The organism is Paenibacillus hubeiensis, assembly GCF_032334105.1.
Classification (GTDB): Bacteria; Bacillota; Bacilli; order Paenibacillales; family Paenibacillaceae; genus Paenibacillus; species Paenibacillus hubeiensis.
In genome coordinates this window covers 15,157-30,993 of record NZ_JAVYAE020000023.1, presented here as the reverse complement: position 1 = coordinate 30,993, position 15,837 = coordinate 15,157, and the positions used below count along the sequence as shown (strand labels likewise).

At 44.9% G+C, this 15,837-nt stretch carries 11 protein-coding genes; 3 read left to right on the top strand and 8 right to left on the bottom strand.

Annotated features, from left to right (window positions below; genetic code table 11):
- Nucleotides 1–92: 92 nt before the first annotated feature.
- The 4 genes from RSX24_RS30455 to RSX24_RS30440 all read right to left on the bottom strand — a co-directional run bounded on the left by RSX24_RS30455 (nt 93) and on the right by RSX24_RS30440 (nt 8,192).
- Entirely contained in the window at nt 93–2,645 is a 2,553-nt protein-coding gene (locus RSX24_RS30455) for an alpha-L-rhamnosidase (protein WP_343262724.1), read from the bottom strand.
- Nucleotides 2,642–4,090, bottom strand: a complete 1,449-nt coding sequence (locus tag RSX24_RS30450) for an MFS transporter (RefSeq protein WP_343262723.1) — start codon at nt 4,088–4,090, stop codon at nt 2,642–2,644. Before RSX24_RS30450 ends, RSX24_RS30455 begins: the two co-directional genes overlap by 4 nt.
- Nucleotides 4,091–4,164: 74 nt before the next feature.
- Nucleotides 4,165–5,682, bottom strand: a complete 1,518-nt coding sequence (locus RSX24_RS30445; RefSeq protein WP_343262722.1) for an NAD-dependent epimerase/dehydratase family protein — start codon at nt 5,680–5,682, stop codon at nt 4,165–4,167.
- A gap of 50 nt (nt 5,683–5,732) precedes the next feature.
- Nucleotides 5,733–8,192 (bottom strand): glycoside hydrolase family 3 C-terminal domain-containing protein, encoded by a 2,460-nt coding sequence (locus RSX24_RS30440; RefSeq protein ID WP_343262721.1) that lies wholly within the window; start codon nt 8,190–8,192, stop codon nt 5,733–5,735.
- Nucleotides 8,193–8,377: 185 nt separating this feature from the next.
- On the opposite strand from RSX24_RS30440, the gene RSX24_RS30435 reads away from it, so the two are divergent.
- The 3 genes from RSX24_RS30435 to RSX24_RS30425 all read left to right on the top strand — a co-directional run bounded on the left by RSX24_RS30435 (nt 8,378) and on the right by RSX24_RS30425 (nt 11,403).
- The gene (locus tag RSX24_RS30435) at nt 8,378–9,583 is read left to right on the top strand and encodes a helix-turn-helix domain-containing protein (protein WP_343262720.1); all 1,206 of its coding nucleotides are present in this window, start codon (nt 8,378–8,380) and stop codon (nt 9,581–9,583) included.
- Between the two features lie 57 nt (nt 9,584–9,640).
- The gene (locus tag RSX24_RS30430) at nt 9,641–10,507 is read left to right on the top strand and encodes an AraC family transcriptional regulator (protein WP_343262719.1); all 867 of its coding nucleotides are present in this window, start codon (nt 9,641–9,643) and stop codon (nt 10,505–10,507) included.
- 107 nt (nt 10,508–10,614) lie between these two features.
- Nucleotides 10,615–11,403: a nucleotidyltransferase domain-containing protein gene (locus tag RSX24_RS30425; RefSeq protein WP_343262718.1), complete on the top strand. Its 789-nt coding sequence runs from the start codon at nt 10,615–10,617 to the stop codon at nt 11,401–11,403.
- A gap of 124 nt (nt 11,404–11,527) precedes the next feature.
- Here the strand turns inward: RSX24_RS30425 and RSX24_RS30420 are convergent, their stop codons facing one another.
- From RSX24_RS30420 to RSX24_RS30405, 4 genes are all read right to left on the bottom strand, one after another.
- Entirely contained in the window at nt 11,528–12,286 is a 759-nt protein-coding gene (locus tag RSX24_RS30420) for an SDR family NAD(P)-dependent oxidoreductase (RefSeq protein ID WP_343262744.1), read from the bottom strand.
- 343 nt (nt 12,287–12,629) lie between these two features.
- Nucleotides 12,630–13,400, bottom strand: a complete 771-nt coding sequence (locus RSX24_RS30415) for an SDR family NAD(P)-dependent oxidoreductase (protein ID WP_343262717.1) — start codon at nt 13,398–13,400, stop codon at nt 12,630–12,632.
- Nucleotides 13,401–13,520: 120 nt separating this feature from the next.
- A complete protein-coding gene (locus tag RSX24_RS30410; protein ID WP_343262716.1) occupies nt 13,521–14,447 on the bottom strand; it encodes an alpha/beta hydrolase in 927 nt (308 codons plus the stop codon).
- Nucleotides 14,448–14,519: 72 nt separating this feature from the next.
- Nucleotides 14,520–15,752, bottom strand: coding sequence for a cytochrome P450 family protein (locus RSX24_RS30405; RefSeq protein WP_343262715.1), 1,233 nt, complete (start codon nt 15,750–15,752; stop codon nt 14,520–14,522).
- Between the last annotated feature and the right edge of the window lie 85 nt (nt 15,753–15,837).

Sequence of the window (15,837 nt, the reverse complement as noted above, 5' to 3'; positions counted from 1 at the left end):
AAAGTTAACGTACTATTCAACATGAATTTTACAAAACACCAAACTCTATCCATCATTCGTCTTCCCATCCATAGCGTTTAATTATTCAGAAATTAATGTAGCTTGCACTCTAAATCATGGGTACCGCTAAGTAAGGTGTGTTTTTCTCCATTTGGCAATTCCAGCGTACATGTTGTGGACACCGGGACAATGGCTTTAATCTGAAATTGGTCATTGTCCCATTTCCAATGTACGCACGCCTTGCCATATGGCGTTTCCGTGGATGCCTTTGCCCAAGTTATGCCACCACCAAGCTTTGGTGCAATCCGGAATGTTTTGTATCCCCCGCTGGTAGGTTCAATGCCTGCCATTCGTTTATATAACCAATCGCCGACGGCTCCATTCGCATAGTGGTTAAAAGATACCATGCCGCCATTGGATTCCTCATCGGATTTTTTTCCGTTCAAGTCGCCTATATTTACCGTCCCATCCGGTCTCAAGGAATCCCATCTTTCCCAAATGGTCGTTCCGCCAGCCTTTACCTCATATAGCCAGGATGGGCACTCTTCCTGCAACAAAAGATCATACGCTGCTTCTAAGTGACCATAGTCAGACAGTGCAAATAAAAGATAAGGAGTTCCCGTAAATCCTGTGGTCAGATGATTTCCCGCTTGCTTAATCAAGCGAACCAAGTTTTGAACCATATTGTTGGTTTCTTGACCTTCGGTCATTCCAAAATGCAGAGGCAACACATATCCCGTCTGAAATTCCTTCTTTAATGTTCCCTTCTGATCGGTGAACACTTTTCGATAGGCTTCAATAATTTTTCTCCTTAAACTCTGGTAATATGTCACATCCTCGGAATATCCTAATATTTCGGCGATTTGCGACATGATGTGGCAAGAATTTGCGAAATAAGCAGTTCCGACCCATTTCCCTTTTTTCAGCCACATTTTTACCGTCTCATCTGGTGCCGCCCAGTCGCCAAAGTGAAACGGGAAGCGCCAGATATAACGATCTGTCGGTGATACTGCCAGGAATGAGGACCACCACTTGGCTGCCTTCATAAATTTTTTCATAGCAGGATATTGCTGCTCCAGGACTTGCTTTTTGCCACGAGCCAAATATTCAGCCCAGGGTACCAGTATACTGCTGTCTCCCCAGCAAGAGTTGGCCATAGCAGGCCAATGATCTCCGGCTTTTGGAATAACCATCGGAAATCCCCCGCCCTTGCTCTGTTCTGCTCGCATATCAAGCAGCCATTTATCAAAGAAACGACTCATGTCAAAGTTAAAACAGGCAGTGGATGCAAATACAGCAATGTCTCCCGTCCATCCTTGACGCTCATCTCGTTGCGGACAATCGGTTGGTATGTCAACAAAATTGGAACGCCCACCCCAGCGTATATTGCTCTGCAGCTTATTAATCAATGCATTCGAACAAGAAAATTGACCGATTTCCTTGAAATCGGAATGCAGGACGTAAGCAGCAAGCTCGATCTGTTCCGGATCAATGCCTCTCATGCCCACGTAGCGAAATCCCATATAAGTCAGTTTTGGCGAGTAGGTCTGTTCACCATCCTGACAGATGTATGTTGCGGTTGCTTTTGCCGTTCTCAGTGATTTAACAAAGAGTTCTCCGTTTACCAGCACCTCCGCATGACGGAAGATGATTTCCTGCTTTCGTTTGCCTTTGATTTTAGCCGTTATTACTCCAGAGAAATTTTGCCCGAAATCATAGATGATTTCACCGCTTGGCGCTACTGTCCATGAAATCGGCTTCATCATTTCCTGCACACGAACCGGCACGCCGTATTGTGCCAGAAGAACCGGCTTTTTTCGGGGGGAAGTTAGTTCAACGGACTTCCACGGAACCTGATTCAGGTCGATGGTTGCGTCATACATTTCTCCATCATACCATTCGGCCATGCGGTAGTTTCCTTCCAACGATACGTCCCAAGTTCGATCCGTTGCGATAATATCCGAGGTGCCATCGGTATAAATAATATGAATCTCGCACAGCAATGCCTGCCTGTCAGCACTAATCTTGTTTTTTCGAATGTAATTGAAGGAGCCTACTGCCCAGCCACCGGCGACAAAGGCCGTCACCGTATTGGAAGCTTGCAGTTGGGCACTGATATCATATGTCTGATACTGGATCTGATGATCATATGAGGTAAAGCCTGGAGCGAAATAATCCTGCCCTACCTTTTCTCCGTTCAGCAGCAATTCGTATACGCCAAGAGCTGTTGCGTTGACCCATGCTTTTTTGACCACTTTCGTTATATTGAAAGTCCGGCGAAATGTCATCGGTACAGGTGAAACCTTTTTAGGGAAATCATAGGACATATCGGTGATCCATTGCGCCTTCCATGGGGTATCTAGTCGACCTGTCTGAAACGAAGCTGTCCCTTCCGCGCGATCTCCGCTCGTACCAACGGCTTTGACTCGAATTTCATAGTTGGTGTTTGGCTTCAACAGACCTGTGTAAAGATTATTGATTTGATCCGTCGTTTTGATTTTCCATGCTCCTACTTCAATGATCGCTTCCTTAAGCTCTTCTCCAGCACGGTCCGATTCCAGGGAAAAAGAAATAGTCGGTGCTTTATCCGTAATGCAATGGCCCTCCATACCATCTATTTTTATTGAAGATATCTTTAAATTCATATCAATTTCTCCTGTCTTGTTCTAATTTGCTCCTGCTTTTTAGCAATTCCCTTCTCTACATTCATCAGCAGAAGCAATCCGAAAAGGATTATACCCGTAACCGTTTCCAAACCGACAAAACCAAATGTGATCGCTTCCCGGACTGGTTCCGACTGAACCGCGACCAGCTTTCCGGTTTGATCATAATAAGGGGCTACGTAACCTGAAGAGGCTAAAAGGGCATTAAAGATTCCCGTGCATATGCCACTCATCGTCACCGCAATGATGTTGTAAATGGATATCGCAACTCCATCACAGCGGAATTTGTGCTTCCATTCGATATGATCCAGCATGTCTGCGAACAAGGCCATAAACACATAACTAATGGGCAGTGCACCAATATTTTTAATGAATTGTCCTGTGAGAAATATAGGAACGTTTGTGGGGAACCACCAGCAGACGATGCCTCCTGCAATAAAAAGGAAGGCTCCGGCTAACATAGCATTTCGTTTCCCTATTCTTTTGGCGATCGGCCAAACTGCAATAATACCGATCCCCATTGGAATACCCCCGATAACGGATATCATCATCTGTGTAACTCCATCATTATATGTGCCTAATACATAGTTGCTATAATAAACCAAACTCATATTTTTAATTAAGCTACCCACCGTAAAAAACAGAAAAAAAATAAAAGTTACCAACATAAAGCGATCAGTCACGATCGCAGTGAGCTGTTTCTTATACGGAATCTTTTCAACAGATTGCAACGTCTCCTCTTCCGTGACCCTTTCCTTCGTATAGTAATACTCCAGTAGTGTCAACGGCAAAGCAAGAATGGATATGCCACAAATCAGCGTAATCCAGAGATGCTTGTCAAGACCGATGATGGGCATGATAAGCATTGGAAACACCAAGGCTACCAGAATGCCTGTCATCATTACGGTCGTAATCTGGTTATATACGGACAGTTTTCCTCTCTGTGCCGATTCCCGGGTGGAAAGGGGGACCATAAGGTTATGACTCATGTTAAACATGGTAAATGACAACGCATAGTATAGATTGTAAGAAAAAATAACCCATACCACCTGTACCGCAGTGCTTGCCTGCGGTACGACGACTAACAAAACACCCGAAATAACCAGCATTGGCGCGGATATGAATAGCCAGGGGCGAGCTTTTCCTTGTCGTGTCTTGGTACGATCAATCAAATAACCCATTGCAATGTTAATAACGACATCCAGCAATTTGGATACAATCGGAAATATAACCAAAAAAGAGCCGTTCCAGACGGATGTTAGACCGAGTACATCGGTGTAGTAAACATTTAAATACGTTGCCAGGACTGCATTCAACAGCAGAGCACCCGCCGGACCGAGTAAATATCCTAAAATCTGCTCTTTTTTTGAAATTTCAGAAGAATCCACTTTGGAATCGAACCGTCTGGATTGAAATAGAGTCAGCATTGCAGAAATAACCTTCCTTCGATTTGCTTATAATTGAGGATTAAATCTCTTCGTTTGATATAGCCAAAGAAAAGTTATTTTACATCCAGTTCAGATACGATTTTTTTATATGTTCTGGTTTCTTGCGGCGAATGCAACGGTGTCCATACCTGTGCAAAGAATGGATCAACCTTCGCTCGCTCCGAATAGTTCCAGCTTTCACGTTCACATTCAGGACACCAATGACCCGCCTCGAGTACCAGTTTTGGACTTGCTTTAAACGTATGGCCGAAGGCACATTTAAAGGTAAGCTTGTTTCTCCAGTTCCCGGTCTCCATTTCTCCGGATACATACTGTCCTCCTCTGAACTCGGCGGCCTTTTTTAAATCATACAACTCGAGTTCTTCTGCCGGTTTGGTGTCATCATATCCATGGTCGATCGGAACGACCGTGTTCCAATCGATGAAATGCTTGAAGTCACTCAACTTGTCAGGAAGCTTCGCCCATTGCTCCTTGCTGCCCCAATATGCATCAATATGGTCCTCCACGTTCTCTTCAATGAATCGCAACGTGCCATGTTCGCTCCGGGCAGGCTTTGAGAACATTTTTTTCATGATGCTCCCCATGATGCGTTCACCGAACGGCAGCTTACAAAGCAGTTTGGCTGCAGTACCTTGCGAACCTAGATTCTCTAGATAGCAACGATAGAAATAGTTCATGCCGTCCTGACGGAAATTCAGATAATCGTTCAAGCGATCAGAATCGAGATAATACTGACCGTGGAAGTTGCGAGTAGCATACCACTTTGGATTAATGACATGATCGAGATTTTTGAATCCGATGGCACCATATAATACCTGATACATTTCATAGGTGCTCACACGGCAAGTCTCACCACCGCCAATATTGTACACATGACACCAGAAATCTTCCGGTAGATTTCCTGTAAATTCGTAATTGCACAAGTTCTCCATCATTCTGCCCGAGTCGCGGTCGGACACATATTCGAGCACATTATCCAGACAATTGTGGAACATGATAGCATCCATAATTTTACTCATGGCAGGCCCCATAATTCCGGTTTGACGCAAACTGACCCAATATTTCAGCCCGGATTCGATCACAAGGCGTTCAGCGGCAATTTTGGAAACGGCATAATAGTCGAACATGCTTGGTTTGATGGGATCCCCCACACGGCCCCAGTGTATTGGAGGCATTCGGTCGCCGGTCTCGGCAATGGTTCCGATAAAGACAAGTTTGGTATGCTCTTCCTGCCCGTGTTCGAAAATAGCATGAATCAAATTTTTAGCCGCACCATAGTTGATTTCCATCGCTTTCTTTGGAAAATAGTCTGCAGCAGGAGAAACAAACGCTGCAATATGAAGAATCAGATCCGCGTCCTTCACACACTCCGATACGGTTTTGTAATCCAGAATATCGCCATATTTAATGGTCACTTGTCCCTTGTACGGCTCAAGGGCATTACGATCCTTCTCGGTATCCAGACATAATGTAACAATGTCATATAAGTGGCTATCCTTGATCATTCTCTTCAGGCTTTCTTGGCCCATTCCTCCGGATGCACCAGTAATAAACACACGTTTTTTGCTCATTCGAGTTCTCCTCCTTGGTTATCTAAGATGCTTGGATGTTACCTCTAATACTATTTTCGACTTCCAGGTAAAGGCGGCAAGTTGTCTTTTGTTCTCATACGTTTAATCCCCTTAACCACCCTGCCATTTAATAGTTCGATTAATCCTGCAGCCATGTGATAATTAAAGCGTCCCGTACTGGACACCGACATGGAACGTATGCTGTTGTTCGGCATCATTTTCATTAAAAACATCCCATTTTTGCGCTCCATATCCTTTTCGGGACCTTCAGGCAATCTCTGAGACCGTTTGAATTGCTTCTTTCCTACTCCTACGACTACGTTGTAGAATATTTTTCCAATAAATGACGTTTTAAGTTCATCCAATCTGGAATCCATCGTATAACGAGGTTGATTCTCAGAGTTTTTTTGATTATGGGTGCTTCTTCCAAGCAATGCCTCGAACTCCTCCAAAGTGGCTGATGTCAGTCGTTCAGGAGAAAAATAGTGCTGCAATCGATCACGATGATACGGCCCTGGGATGACAGGCTGATCCGTAATGGAGAAACCTGCCGTCAAACGAATGTCCTCCACTGAGGCAGCAATCAGTATGGAGTAATCTCCGTTTTCGAGAATCCATTCATTTTTCGTGACATGGAAATAGGCGAGATCCTTTTTGTCGAAACTCAGTTCAACTTTTTTTCTTTCTCCTGGATTCAAGAACACTTTAGTAAAAGCACGAAGCTCTTTGATCGGTTTGAACACTTCTGATCGCAGATTCGAAACGTAAACTTGTACGACTTCACTCCCTGCCATGCTTCCTGTGTTTGTGATCTGACATCGCACAGTCACCTTTTCGGGCCCCATTTCCATTTCTGGCGAGGAATACTCGAACGTTGTATAGCTCAATCCGTGTCCGAAAGGATACTTGACTCCCCTACCTTTGAGACTATCGAAATAACGATATCCGACAAATATGGATTCCTTATAAAGTTCAGTTTTATGGCGAACAAACTCTTCGCCAAATGGTACGTCTGAATATGTTTCCACCCAAGTCTCAGCGAGTTTGCCCGAAGGATTTTTTTCACCGAACAATAGTTGAGCTGCAGCCTCGCCACCAGCTTGTCCTGGAAGGTACATGTTTAAAATCGCGTTAACCGTCGATTCAAAAGGCAGTTCTACAGGCGAGCCACCAAACATAACAAAAATGATCTTTTTATTCAGTTTGCTTAAGCGGTTCAACAGGGATAATTGATTTTCAGGAAGCGTCATCTTCTCGCGGTCATAACCTTCGCTCTCGGTATAGTCTGTTTGTCCACCAAAAAACAGAATGCACTCTGCACTTTCAGCCAGTCTGAGTGCCTCGTTCTCATAGTCCGTTTCGGGTAGAATTTCTGATTCGCGATATCCTCTGACAAAATCATAATCAATGTTTCTCGAATCAAATGCTGCTTTTGGCGTAGTGAGTCGTGCAGGATTAATCAGTGAACTGCCTGCGCCTTGGAAACGCATTTTTTCGAACAGATCACCCACCACCAAAAATTTCCCTGTTTTTTGAAGCGGCAAGCTACCATCGTTTTTCATCAAAACCGCACTGTCCGCAGCTATTTCTCCAGAAAGGCTGTGATGAGCATCTTTATCGAACGACATGCCATAATTAATGTTGCTTGTACGTTGTATAAGCGATAACACATTTTTTACCGCCTGATCCAGGTCAGCCATCGGCAATGCACCACTGTAGGCGGCATCAATGATATTCTTTCTGAAAAATTCACAGTCGCCCGGCATCTCCAAATCCATACCGGCCTTAATTCCTTCAACGCGATCCGAAACAGCCCCCCAGTCGCTGACAACGAGGCCGTCAAATCCCCATTCGTTTCTAAGAACTTCTGTCAGTAGATGATGGTTCTCTGCACAATACACTCCGTTCACTTTGTTGTATGCACACATAACCGTTACCGGACGGGTTTGTTTAACAATCATTTCAAAAGCCTTCAAATAGATTTCGCGCAGGGCTCGTTCATCAACAACGGAGTCCCCCATAAAGCGGTAATTCTCGTTATTGTTCACAGCAAAGTGTTTCAAAGATACGCCAATTCCCTCGTTTTGGACACCTTCTACAAAAGCGCTACCAAAAACGCCCGAAACCAATGGATCTTCCGAGAAATACTCGAAGTTGCGCCCGCATCTTGGATTTCGTTTAATATTGACCGCAGGCCCAAGCAAAACATTTACTCCAAAATGATGACACTCCTTAGCAATAGCGGCTCCCATTTTTCGAACGTTTTCTGGATTCCAGCTTGCGGCAATCGTAGCTCCGGTTGGAAATGAAGTCGTTTCCTCGCTTTTGTTCAATCCCAAATGATCTGCCTGATCCCCTTGCTTTCGGAGACCGCAAGGCCCATCGGTCATATATATGGATGGTATGGACAACCTCGGAATCGGGTTTGTTTTCCAAAAGTCTACCCCTGCCATAAGTGCAGCTTTTTCTTCAATGGTCATTTCTTGAATGATTTGATCTAGTGACTGCATAGACTTCTCCCTTCATCGCTTTCCTACTCATTGTATCGAAAACACAACATGCATTATTTCAAATATGTTCGGTTTATTTCTAATTTGTATCCAAATTAGATTGACCCTGTGGATGTATTTTGTTACTTTGAAAGAGAATTGGTAAGTACGGATTTCATTAAAATTAATATGGAGGTTGTCTGCACATGTCGGCTAAATTGGGGGATTTTACAAAAACACTGAAATTTTTATATCAATCCACGCTAATTCCTACGTATTTATATGTTGATAATCAATGTGTAAGCAGCCATCCAGTGCAGGATGTATTAACCCTTCCCCCACTTGACTATATGACTCAGCTCGTTGCTTCCAAAGAACACGTGTCCTATTTGACTACTTCGTTTTTTGCCTATTACGGTGCAATTAAAGTTACCCGTTCCCCTGGTACGATCATTGTTGTTGGTCCAGTCAGCCAGATTCCCTATTTAAAGGATACGCTCCGGTTTGTAAAGAAAGAGTTCGTCATTTCTACGTCGGATGAAGCGCGTTTTGAAGCTTTTTTGAAATGGATCCCACCTATGCAGCTGCAGCAGTTTCTCAACCATTTGCTCAGCATTCATTATTTTGTCAATGGCGAAGAAATGGAATATTTCGACCTGCTTAAGCTAGAGTCCATGGAGCGGATCAATTATGCGCAGACGGAACGGAATTACGAGAATAAAGAAAGCCTGTATTTTAACAATTCTTATGAAATCGAGAACCAGATGTGTTCTTATGTGGAATGCGGAAACGAGGTAGGTTTGCGGCGTTTTCTGGAGCAACCGTTCATGACACATGAAGGCATTACCGCAAGCGACAGCCTGCGCCAAGCCAAGAACATTTATATTGTAACGATTACACTGGCTACAAGAGCAGCCATTCGTGGCGGCCTGGACACCGAGATCGCCTATCAATTATCGGATCTCTATATCCAGCAGATAGAACAATTACTTTCTCTGGAATCGATTCAGAATTTTGCTAAAGAAGCTATTTTCAACTTTGCCCGAAGAGTGCAGGAAGCCAAATACAACATTCCCGAAGACGGTAGCATGAGCAAAATCATTCAATATGTATTCAAAAGTGTAAATCAGCCTTTGACGGCTACTCATGTGGCTCGACAATTTGGATTTAGCCGAACCTATCTTTCCACTGTCTTCAAAAAAAACGTCGGCACATCGCTTCATCAATTCATCGTTGAATGTAAACTGAAAGAAGCTCAACATTTGCTTGTTTTCACGAACAAACCCATTAGCGAGATTAGCAGTTATCTGTGCTTCTCCAGTCAAAGCCATTTTCAGACGGTCTTCAAAAAGATGTTTTTCCTCTCCCCGCTGCAATACAGGAAGCACAATCAGGGGAAAAGCTCTAGCTGAGGCTTGCTATAGCCGAGTCTATATTATGACAATACTCATGGAATGAGGGGATTGGGTGTGGATGACGTATTAGTACTCGAAGGAAAATATTTCTTTGAACAAAATTTCCCGATTCATCTTGCTATGTGTACAGAAGCTTCATACAATGCCCGGCACTGCCACGATTTCATTGAACTTTCCTATGTTTGCAACGGAAAAGGCATTCATCATATCGGACTAGAGCAATATGATGTGTCAGAAGGCGACCTCTATATTATCCCGCCCGGAATCACACATGTATTTCACCCGGTTGATCTGACCGGACGCTCTCCACTAGTGGTTTTGAATTGCTTGTACGACCCGTCACTATTCTCACTTTCATCCGGCTTGTCCCCACCAAACGGAGCGAACTGGTCTTTTCACCGCGAAAAAGGGAGTACATACGGTGAGATATTACATCGAATGTTATACCTTCAGCACAAACATGAGTGCTTCAGGCATCAAATTATTGAACTGCTGTCTGTCCTCATTTCAGCCCTTCGAAATTCTGGTCTACAGCAGCCTGTGTTGACGGAGCTTATTCGAATAAACGTTTCTCCAATCTATTCAGCCCTTGAATTCATGGGATCACGTTATCAAAATGCGCTGTCTTTGGAGGATATTTGTCGTAGAGCCTGTATGAGCGTTCGCCATTTCCAGCGAATGTTCAAACAAATGACAGGAAGAAGCTGTATCCAGATGTTGCAGGATATTCGTATTCAATATGCGTGCGTCCTGTTAAAGCACACAACCTGGAGTGTGCAAACGATTGCCGAATGCATGGGCATTCACGATATGAAGTATTTCTATCGTCTGTTTCACGATCGGTTGGAACAGACACCGGCTTTGTACCGCAAAAGCTCTATACAACCGATCCATTCTTCCTCGTACCATGCTCCGCTTTAACAACGGAGCCAGGGAGATTCATTTGATTTTTGTCGCAATCAACCATATATCTTCGAATATCCGCTTTGTTATATTGTTTTCATCCCGAAATGAGGAGGAGTGGTATTGTGTACAAACATCACAGAGAATCTCTAGACCAATTGGTCGAAGTCATTAAAAGTGACCCGGAATTTTTGGCGATTATTACTTCCGGCTCCATCGCTCAAGGCAAAGCAAAGGAGGGATCGGATATCGATGTTTACCTCGTGTTGACCGACGAAGCCTATGAACGTCGAAAAAAGGTCCATTCCCTCGCGTATAACAACCGTGATGTATGCAACTATCCCGACGGTTATATTGACGGGAAGATGATTAACCGTCAATTTTTGGAGCTTGCCGCCATTCAAGGAAGTGAACCAACACGCTACTCGTTCGTCGGTTCACAGGTCGTTTGGTCCCGTCTTCCCGACCTTGAGCAGCTGATACAACGTATTCCCGAATATCCTGAACAACACCGAGAAGGCAACATTCAAGATTTTTATGCTCAGCTTTTGTTGTATGCATTTTACTTCTCGGGAGAGGCCGCCCAAAAGAACAACCCGTACCTGATGCTTCATTCAGCCTCCAACACAGCCCTCTTTGGAGCACGCATCGTCCTTGCGTACAACCGCACATTGTTCCCTTGCCATAAAGGTTTGAGGGAAGCCGTTGCTTCTGTGCCGGATCAGCCGGAAGCATTCATGCAACACTGGGATTCTTTACTTGATCACCCCAGTGCTCAGAAGTGTATGGAATTGGCCAAATTGCTTCTTGGGCATTATAAGCCTGAGCTTGCATTTGATCAGGCCGTTAGCATGTTTGTATCCAATAACGAATGGAATTGGCTTGATCATGAGCCGCCCATTGCCGATCGTTAAAAATAAAACATAAAAGATTAGCGTGCTTGCATCCTGGTCACAAGCACGCTAATCTTTTGATTGATGGAGGCATCTTCCCAACTGCTCGCTAAAGACTCAGCGCGTGATGTGAGGCCACCTATTGCTAGAGTGTGATGCCACCATCTGCAAGGATGATAGACCCTGTCATATAACTGGAATAATCGGATGCAAGAAACGCAACAATTTGAGCGAGTTCCTCAGGCTCTGCATAACGCCCGATCCTCATATTCGGGAACTCTTCAGGCACGTAACCACTCTCCTGCAGCGATTGCGGAACAGCAGCCGTCAATGTTGTAGCTACACCGCCTGGACAGATGGCATTGATACGAATCCCTTTCCGTACATATTCAATGGCTGCCGCTTTGGTCAAACCTGCAACCCCATGCTTGCTTGCGGTGTACGCGGCCAAACTGTGTTCAGCACGAATCGCCGTAGTGGACGCAGTATTGATGATATTCCCATACCCCTGCTCATCCATAACCTGCAAAGCATATTTCATGCCTAAAAAGATCCCTTTCAAATTTACATCCACGATCCGTGTAAATTCTTCTTCAGAGATATCCTGAAAACGTTGGAATTTTTGGAGTATGCCTGCGTTATTGAATGCCACGTCAATTTTCCCATAGACATCGATAGCTTTTTGAATATAGTTTTGAACATCGCTCGCTTTGGATACGTCAGCTTGTACAAAAGTACCTTCGCCGCCATTTTGGCGAACCAGTTCTAACGTTTCTTCCCCTGTCTGCGAATTGAAATCAACCAGCACAAGCTTCGCTCCTCGTGATCCCATAATTACCGCGCTCACTCTTCCAATTCCGCTGCCAGCTCCCGTAACAACGATTACCTTACCTTCCAGGGAAATACCTCCCTTGATTCCTACCGTTGTACTGGTTTCTTGCGTGTGAGCTTCTGCTCCGAAGTCTATGGCAGCCAATTCTTGCTTCAAAATCTGAAGTGTAGAAGAAGGAATATTTATCTGAGGCAATGCAGCTAATTGATCCAACGTAAAGTTCGAGGCCATCTTGAAGGTCGGTTCCTTCACGAATTCCGGCAAGTGCTTTTCCAATACAGCAAACGATTTTGCGTTGTTCAACAATTCACCAATCCGAACGTTCTCATCATAACTCATCAGGTTCATCTCCCGAATATATAGATCATTTCGATATAAATACATAATTACCGTTCATCAAAGATGGTTTCTGTTTCTATGCGTCAATAATTGAGCCCCCATCGACAAAAAAGGTTTGACCTGTTATATGTCTGGCATCCTCACTTGCCAGAAAAGCAACGACCGGAGCGATATCTTTATAAGCCTCCCCATAACGGCCAATTGCAGTTGGCTTGAACCCCAGTAACTGCGGATCACGCTGATCTTCAGGCAGCGCATCCAGATGTGCACGAATTCCATCCGTGAGTGCACCAGGGTTTACGACATTTACGTTGATGTTTTCCTTGCCCCATTCTCGGGCAACAACACGCGACAATGCTCGTATTCCTTCTTTAATGGCAGCATATGCGGCATACCCCCCAAGCCCGCAATACCCTGCTCCTGAGCCGAAATTGATGATCTTGCCTCCACCTTGCTTTAAATAGGGGAAACTTTCCTTCATCATGAGCCAAGTGGATACAAGTCCTGTCCGATAGCTCTCATCAAGCGTGTCCAGTTCATGTTCCAAAAAGGAATGCGGTGTCCGAATGGCAATTGCCAAATTGACCAGAATGTCGATGGTATCAAATTCCTCAATCGTATCTTCAACCAGCGACTTGATTTGCTTTGGGTCAGACAAATCAGCAGTCTTAGCAGCAACGGAAAACCCAGCACGTTCACAACGTGCAACGGCTTCCTTTAACGACTCACCATTGATATCAGTAAGCATTAATGATGCACCCTCTTCGGCCAGGCGCAAAGCGATATAACTGCCCAATCCGCCTCCTGCACCTGTTACAATAGCAACCTTGCCCTCCAGTTTTCCCATGATTCAATCCCTCCACCGTTTTTTTTGGATGCATGCTGACCTTTAAGCTGCTCGGTATCTCCTAGAAGTTCAACGGAATACGCCTTAATTCATGGTCCAATGTCATCGTCGCTTCGTCTGTCAACAGATCCGGGCGTATTCCAGAATAAGTTTCAGCGGAATTCCCAAGGCATCTTTAGGAGGAGATTCCCGGAATGCCGGAATGGCTCCCTGAATCCTTTCACGGCAAGCTTCATTATTCCACAAGACACCGAACTGTACGTCCAAGCTGTACTCCGAGATATCTTCGTTCCATAGTTGATCCCGGTCTGCGGCAAATTCGCCAAATATGTTCTTCAGCCACATTGTGCAGAGCTGGAACCATTGTGCAACAGCCGGCTCTGCCATGCTTTTCAATCCACTTGAAGTATGTGGCTTAGCCAAAGACAGTCCATGAGTTCCGCGCTGAAAAATGTGTAACTCAAAGGGAATGCTCGCTAGGTCCAGCGCATTGGCAAAAGCAAGCGCATGTTTTACCGGAACCAGCCGGTCCTCGTAGGTATGAAAAATAAAGGCGGGCGGTGTCCATTCATCGACTTCCTTGTCTACGCCCGGAACAGGAGCAGGCAATATGTCACTGATTGTCTCCTGAATGCAGGGATAGCCGAGAATCAACGCATCGGGGCGTGTGCGGCCCATCGTGCCCAGTGCAGCAGCCAAATGTCCACCAGCGGAGAAACCGCATACAGCAATTTTGCCTGGATCAATGCCCCAGTTTGAGCTATTCTCCCGAATAAGTTCAAGTGCTTCCTCCGCATCGTTGAGCGGCTTAGGGAAGGCAGCATGTTCATTAAGCGAATATTTCAACGTAAACGCGTGGTAGCTTTCAGCAAGAAATGCCATCGCAATCGGTTCGCCTTCCCGCTCAGAGCATGCCCGATAAGCACCGCCCGGAAAAATAAGAACTGCTGGGCGGATTTGAGTATTGGGCATTTCTTTCGAAGAATCTAATACATATCCTTTTAATTCTACACCTGGGTTGGTCAATTTTATCGTTGTTGTTTGCATGGTACCTCCTGAATGTTGAACATCGACTGTATAGGCAAAATTAGTATTCCTGGATCCTAGGATACATTCCGTTCAAAATACGGCCGGAAAAGCTTTGAGCCCCCGGATGATCATCCCCGGTCTCCACTCCAGCAATTCCACATCTGTATTTAACCGAATCTCCGGCAGCCGGCGAAGCAAAGCGTTGATCGCAATCTCGCCTTCAAGTCTCGCAAGCGGAGCGCCAAGACAATAATGAATCCCTTTGCCAAAAGCAATATGGTCATTGACTTTACGAGTAATGTCAAACGAATCTGGTTCTTCATATTGACTAGAATCCCGATTCGCTGACGATAAAGCGACAAGCATCATGTCTCCTTGGCGAATTTGTATTCCTTGAAACTCAACATTTTCCGTAGCCCAGCGAACATTGCTAATTTCAGCCGGCCCATTAAATCGCAGCACTTCCTCAACCGCCGCTTGAATCAGATCCGGATGATCCATGAGCAGTTGCTTCTGCTCGGGATGTTCCAGCAACGCCAGCATGCCGTTCCCAATCAGATTTACTGTCGTTTCATGCCCTGCAATAATGAGTACGAACACAAGTGCATATAACTCCTGCTCCGTAAGTTTGTCACCTTCTTCCTCTATGCTGATGAGATCGCTGATAAGGTCCTGTTGAATATTGTTGCGCCGCTCCGTGATCAGTTCTTGCAGGTAATCCACAAAAGCCTTCATCACTTCATCGCTCTCCTGGTTCATCTGTGGATTGCTGACACCCTCCATAATGGTGTTGGACCAGGCTCTGAATTTGTCTTGATCCTTCAGGGGAACGCCCAGCATTTCACAAATAACGATAATTGGCAGCGGAAAGGCATAGTCCTCGATCAAATCAAACTCCCGAGTGTATCCTGCCTGAATCTTGTCTAGTAATTCATCACTTATTTCCACAATTCGTCCCCGGAGCCTCTCAATCATGCGGGGAGTGAATGCCTTCTGAATCAATCGCCGCAGTCGTCGATGATCTTCAGGACCAACACTGATCAAATTCCGTGAAATAATCGCCTGATGCGTAGGAAGTGTCTCCTCAATTTCATTATTCCCGTTATCGAGAACTCCGGTTACAAAGCGGCCATCCTGCAAAATTTTAACGGCATCCTCATATCGGGTAACCATCCAGGCAACATGCCCGCTTGGTAGCAAAAGCCGATGGATAGGCTCTTCGGCACGCAGCTTTTCGTAGACTGGGAAAGGCTGCTGAATAAAAGAATGATCCAAAAAATCAACTTTGGACTTGGAATGACCTTGATTTTCATCGGTAAACATCGGAACGCCTCCTAAAAATGATAGTTATAATATCAATACAATATATAGACTATCATGTTTGGGGGTTTGCTTTCAAATAACTTCA

What these genes read in the sequence shown, in the direction of transcription:
- RSX24_RS30435 (WP_343262720.1), top strand. Translation starts at nt 8,378, where the DNA reads ATGTCGGCTAAATTGGGGGATTTTACAAAAACACTGAAATTTTTATAT.
- RSX24_RS30415 (WP_343262717.1), bottom strand. Translation starts at nt 13,400, where the DNA reads ATGGGAAAACTGGAGGGCAAGGTTGCTATTGTAACAGGTGCAGGAGGC.
- RSX24_RS30405 (WP_343262715.1), bottom strand. Translation starts at nt 15,752, where the DNA reads ATGTTTACCGATGAAAATCAAGGTCATTCCAAGTCCAAAGTTGATTTT.
- RSX24_RS30440 (WP_343262721.1), bottom strand. Translation starts at nt 8,192, where the DNA reads ATGCAGTCACTAGATCAAATCATTCAAGAAATGACCATTGAAGAAAAA.
- RSX24_RS30445 (WP_343262722.1), bottom strand. Translation starts at nt 5,682, where the DNA reads ATGAGCAAAAAACGTGTGTTTATTACTGGTGCATCCGGAGGAATGGGC.
- RSX24_RS30450 (WP_343262723.1), bottom strand. Translation starts at nt 4,090, where the DNA reads ATGCTGACTCTATTTCAATCCAGACGGTTCGATTCCAAAGTGGATTCT.
- RSX24_RS30455 (WP_343262724.1), bottom strand. Translation starts at nt 2,645, where the DNA reads ATGAATTTAAAGATATCTTCAATAAAAATAGATGGTATGGAGGGCCAT.
- RSX24_RS30410 (WP_343262716.1), bottom strand. Translation starts at nt 14,447, where the DNA reads ATGCAAACAACAACGATAAAATTGACCAACCCAGGTGTAGAATTAAAA.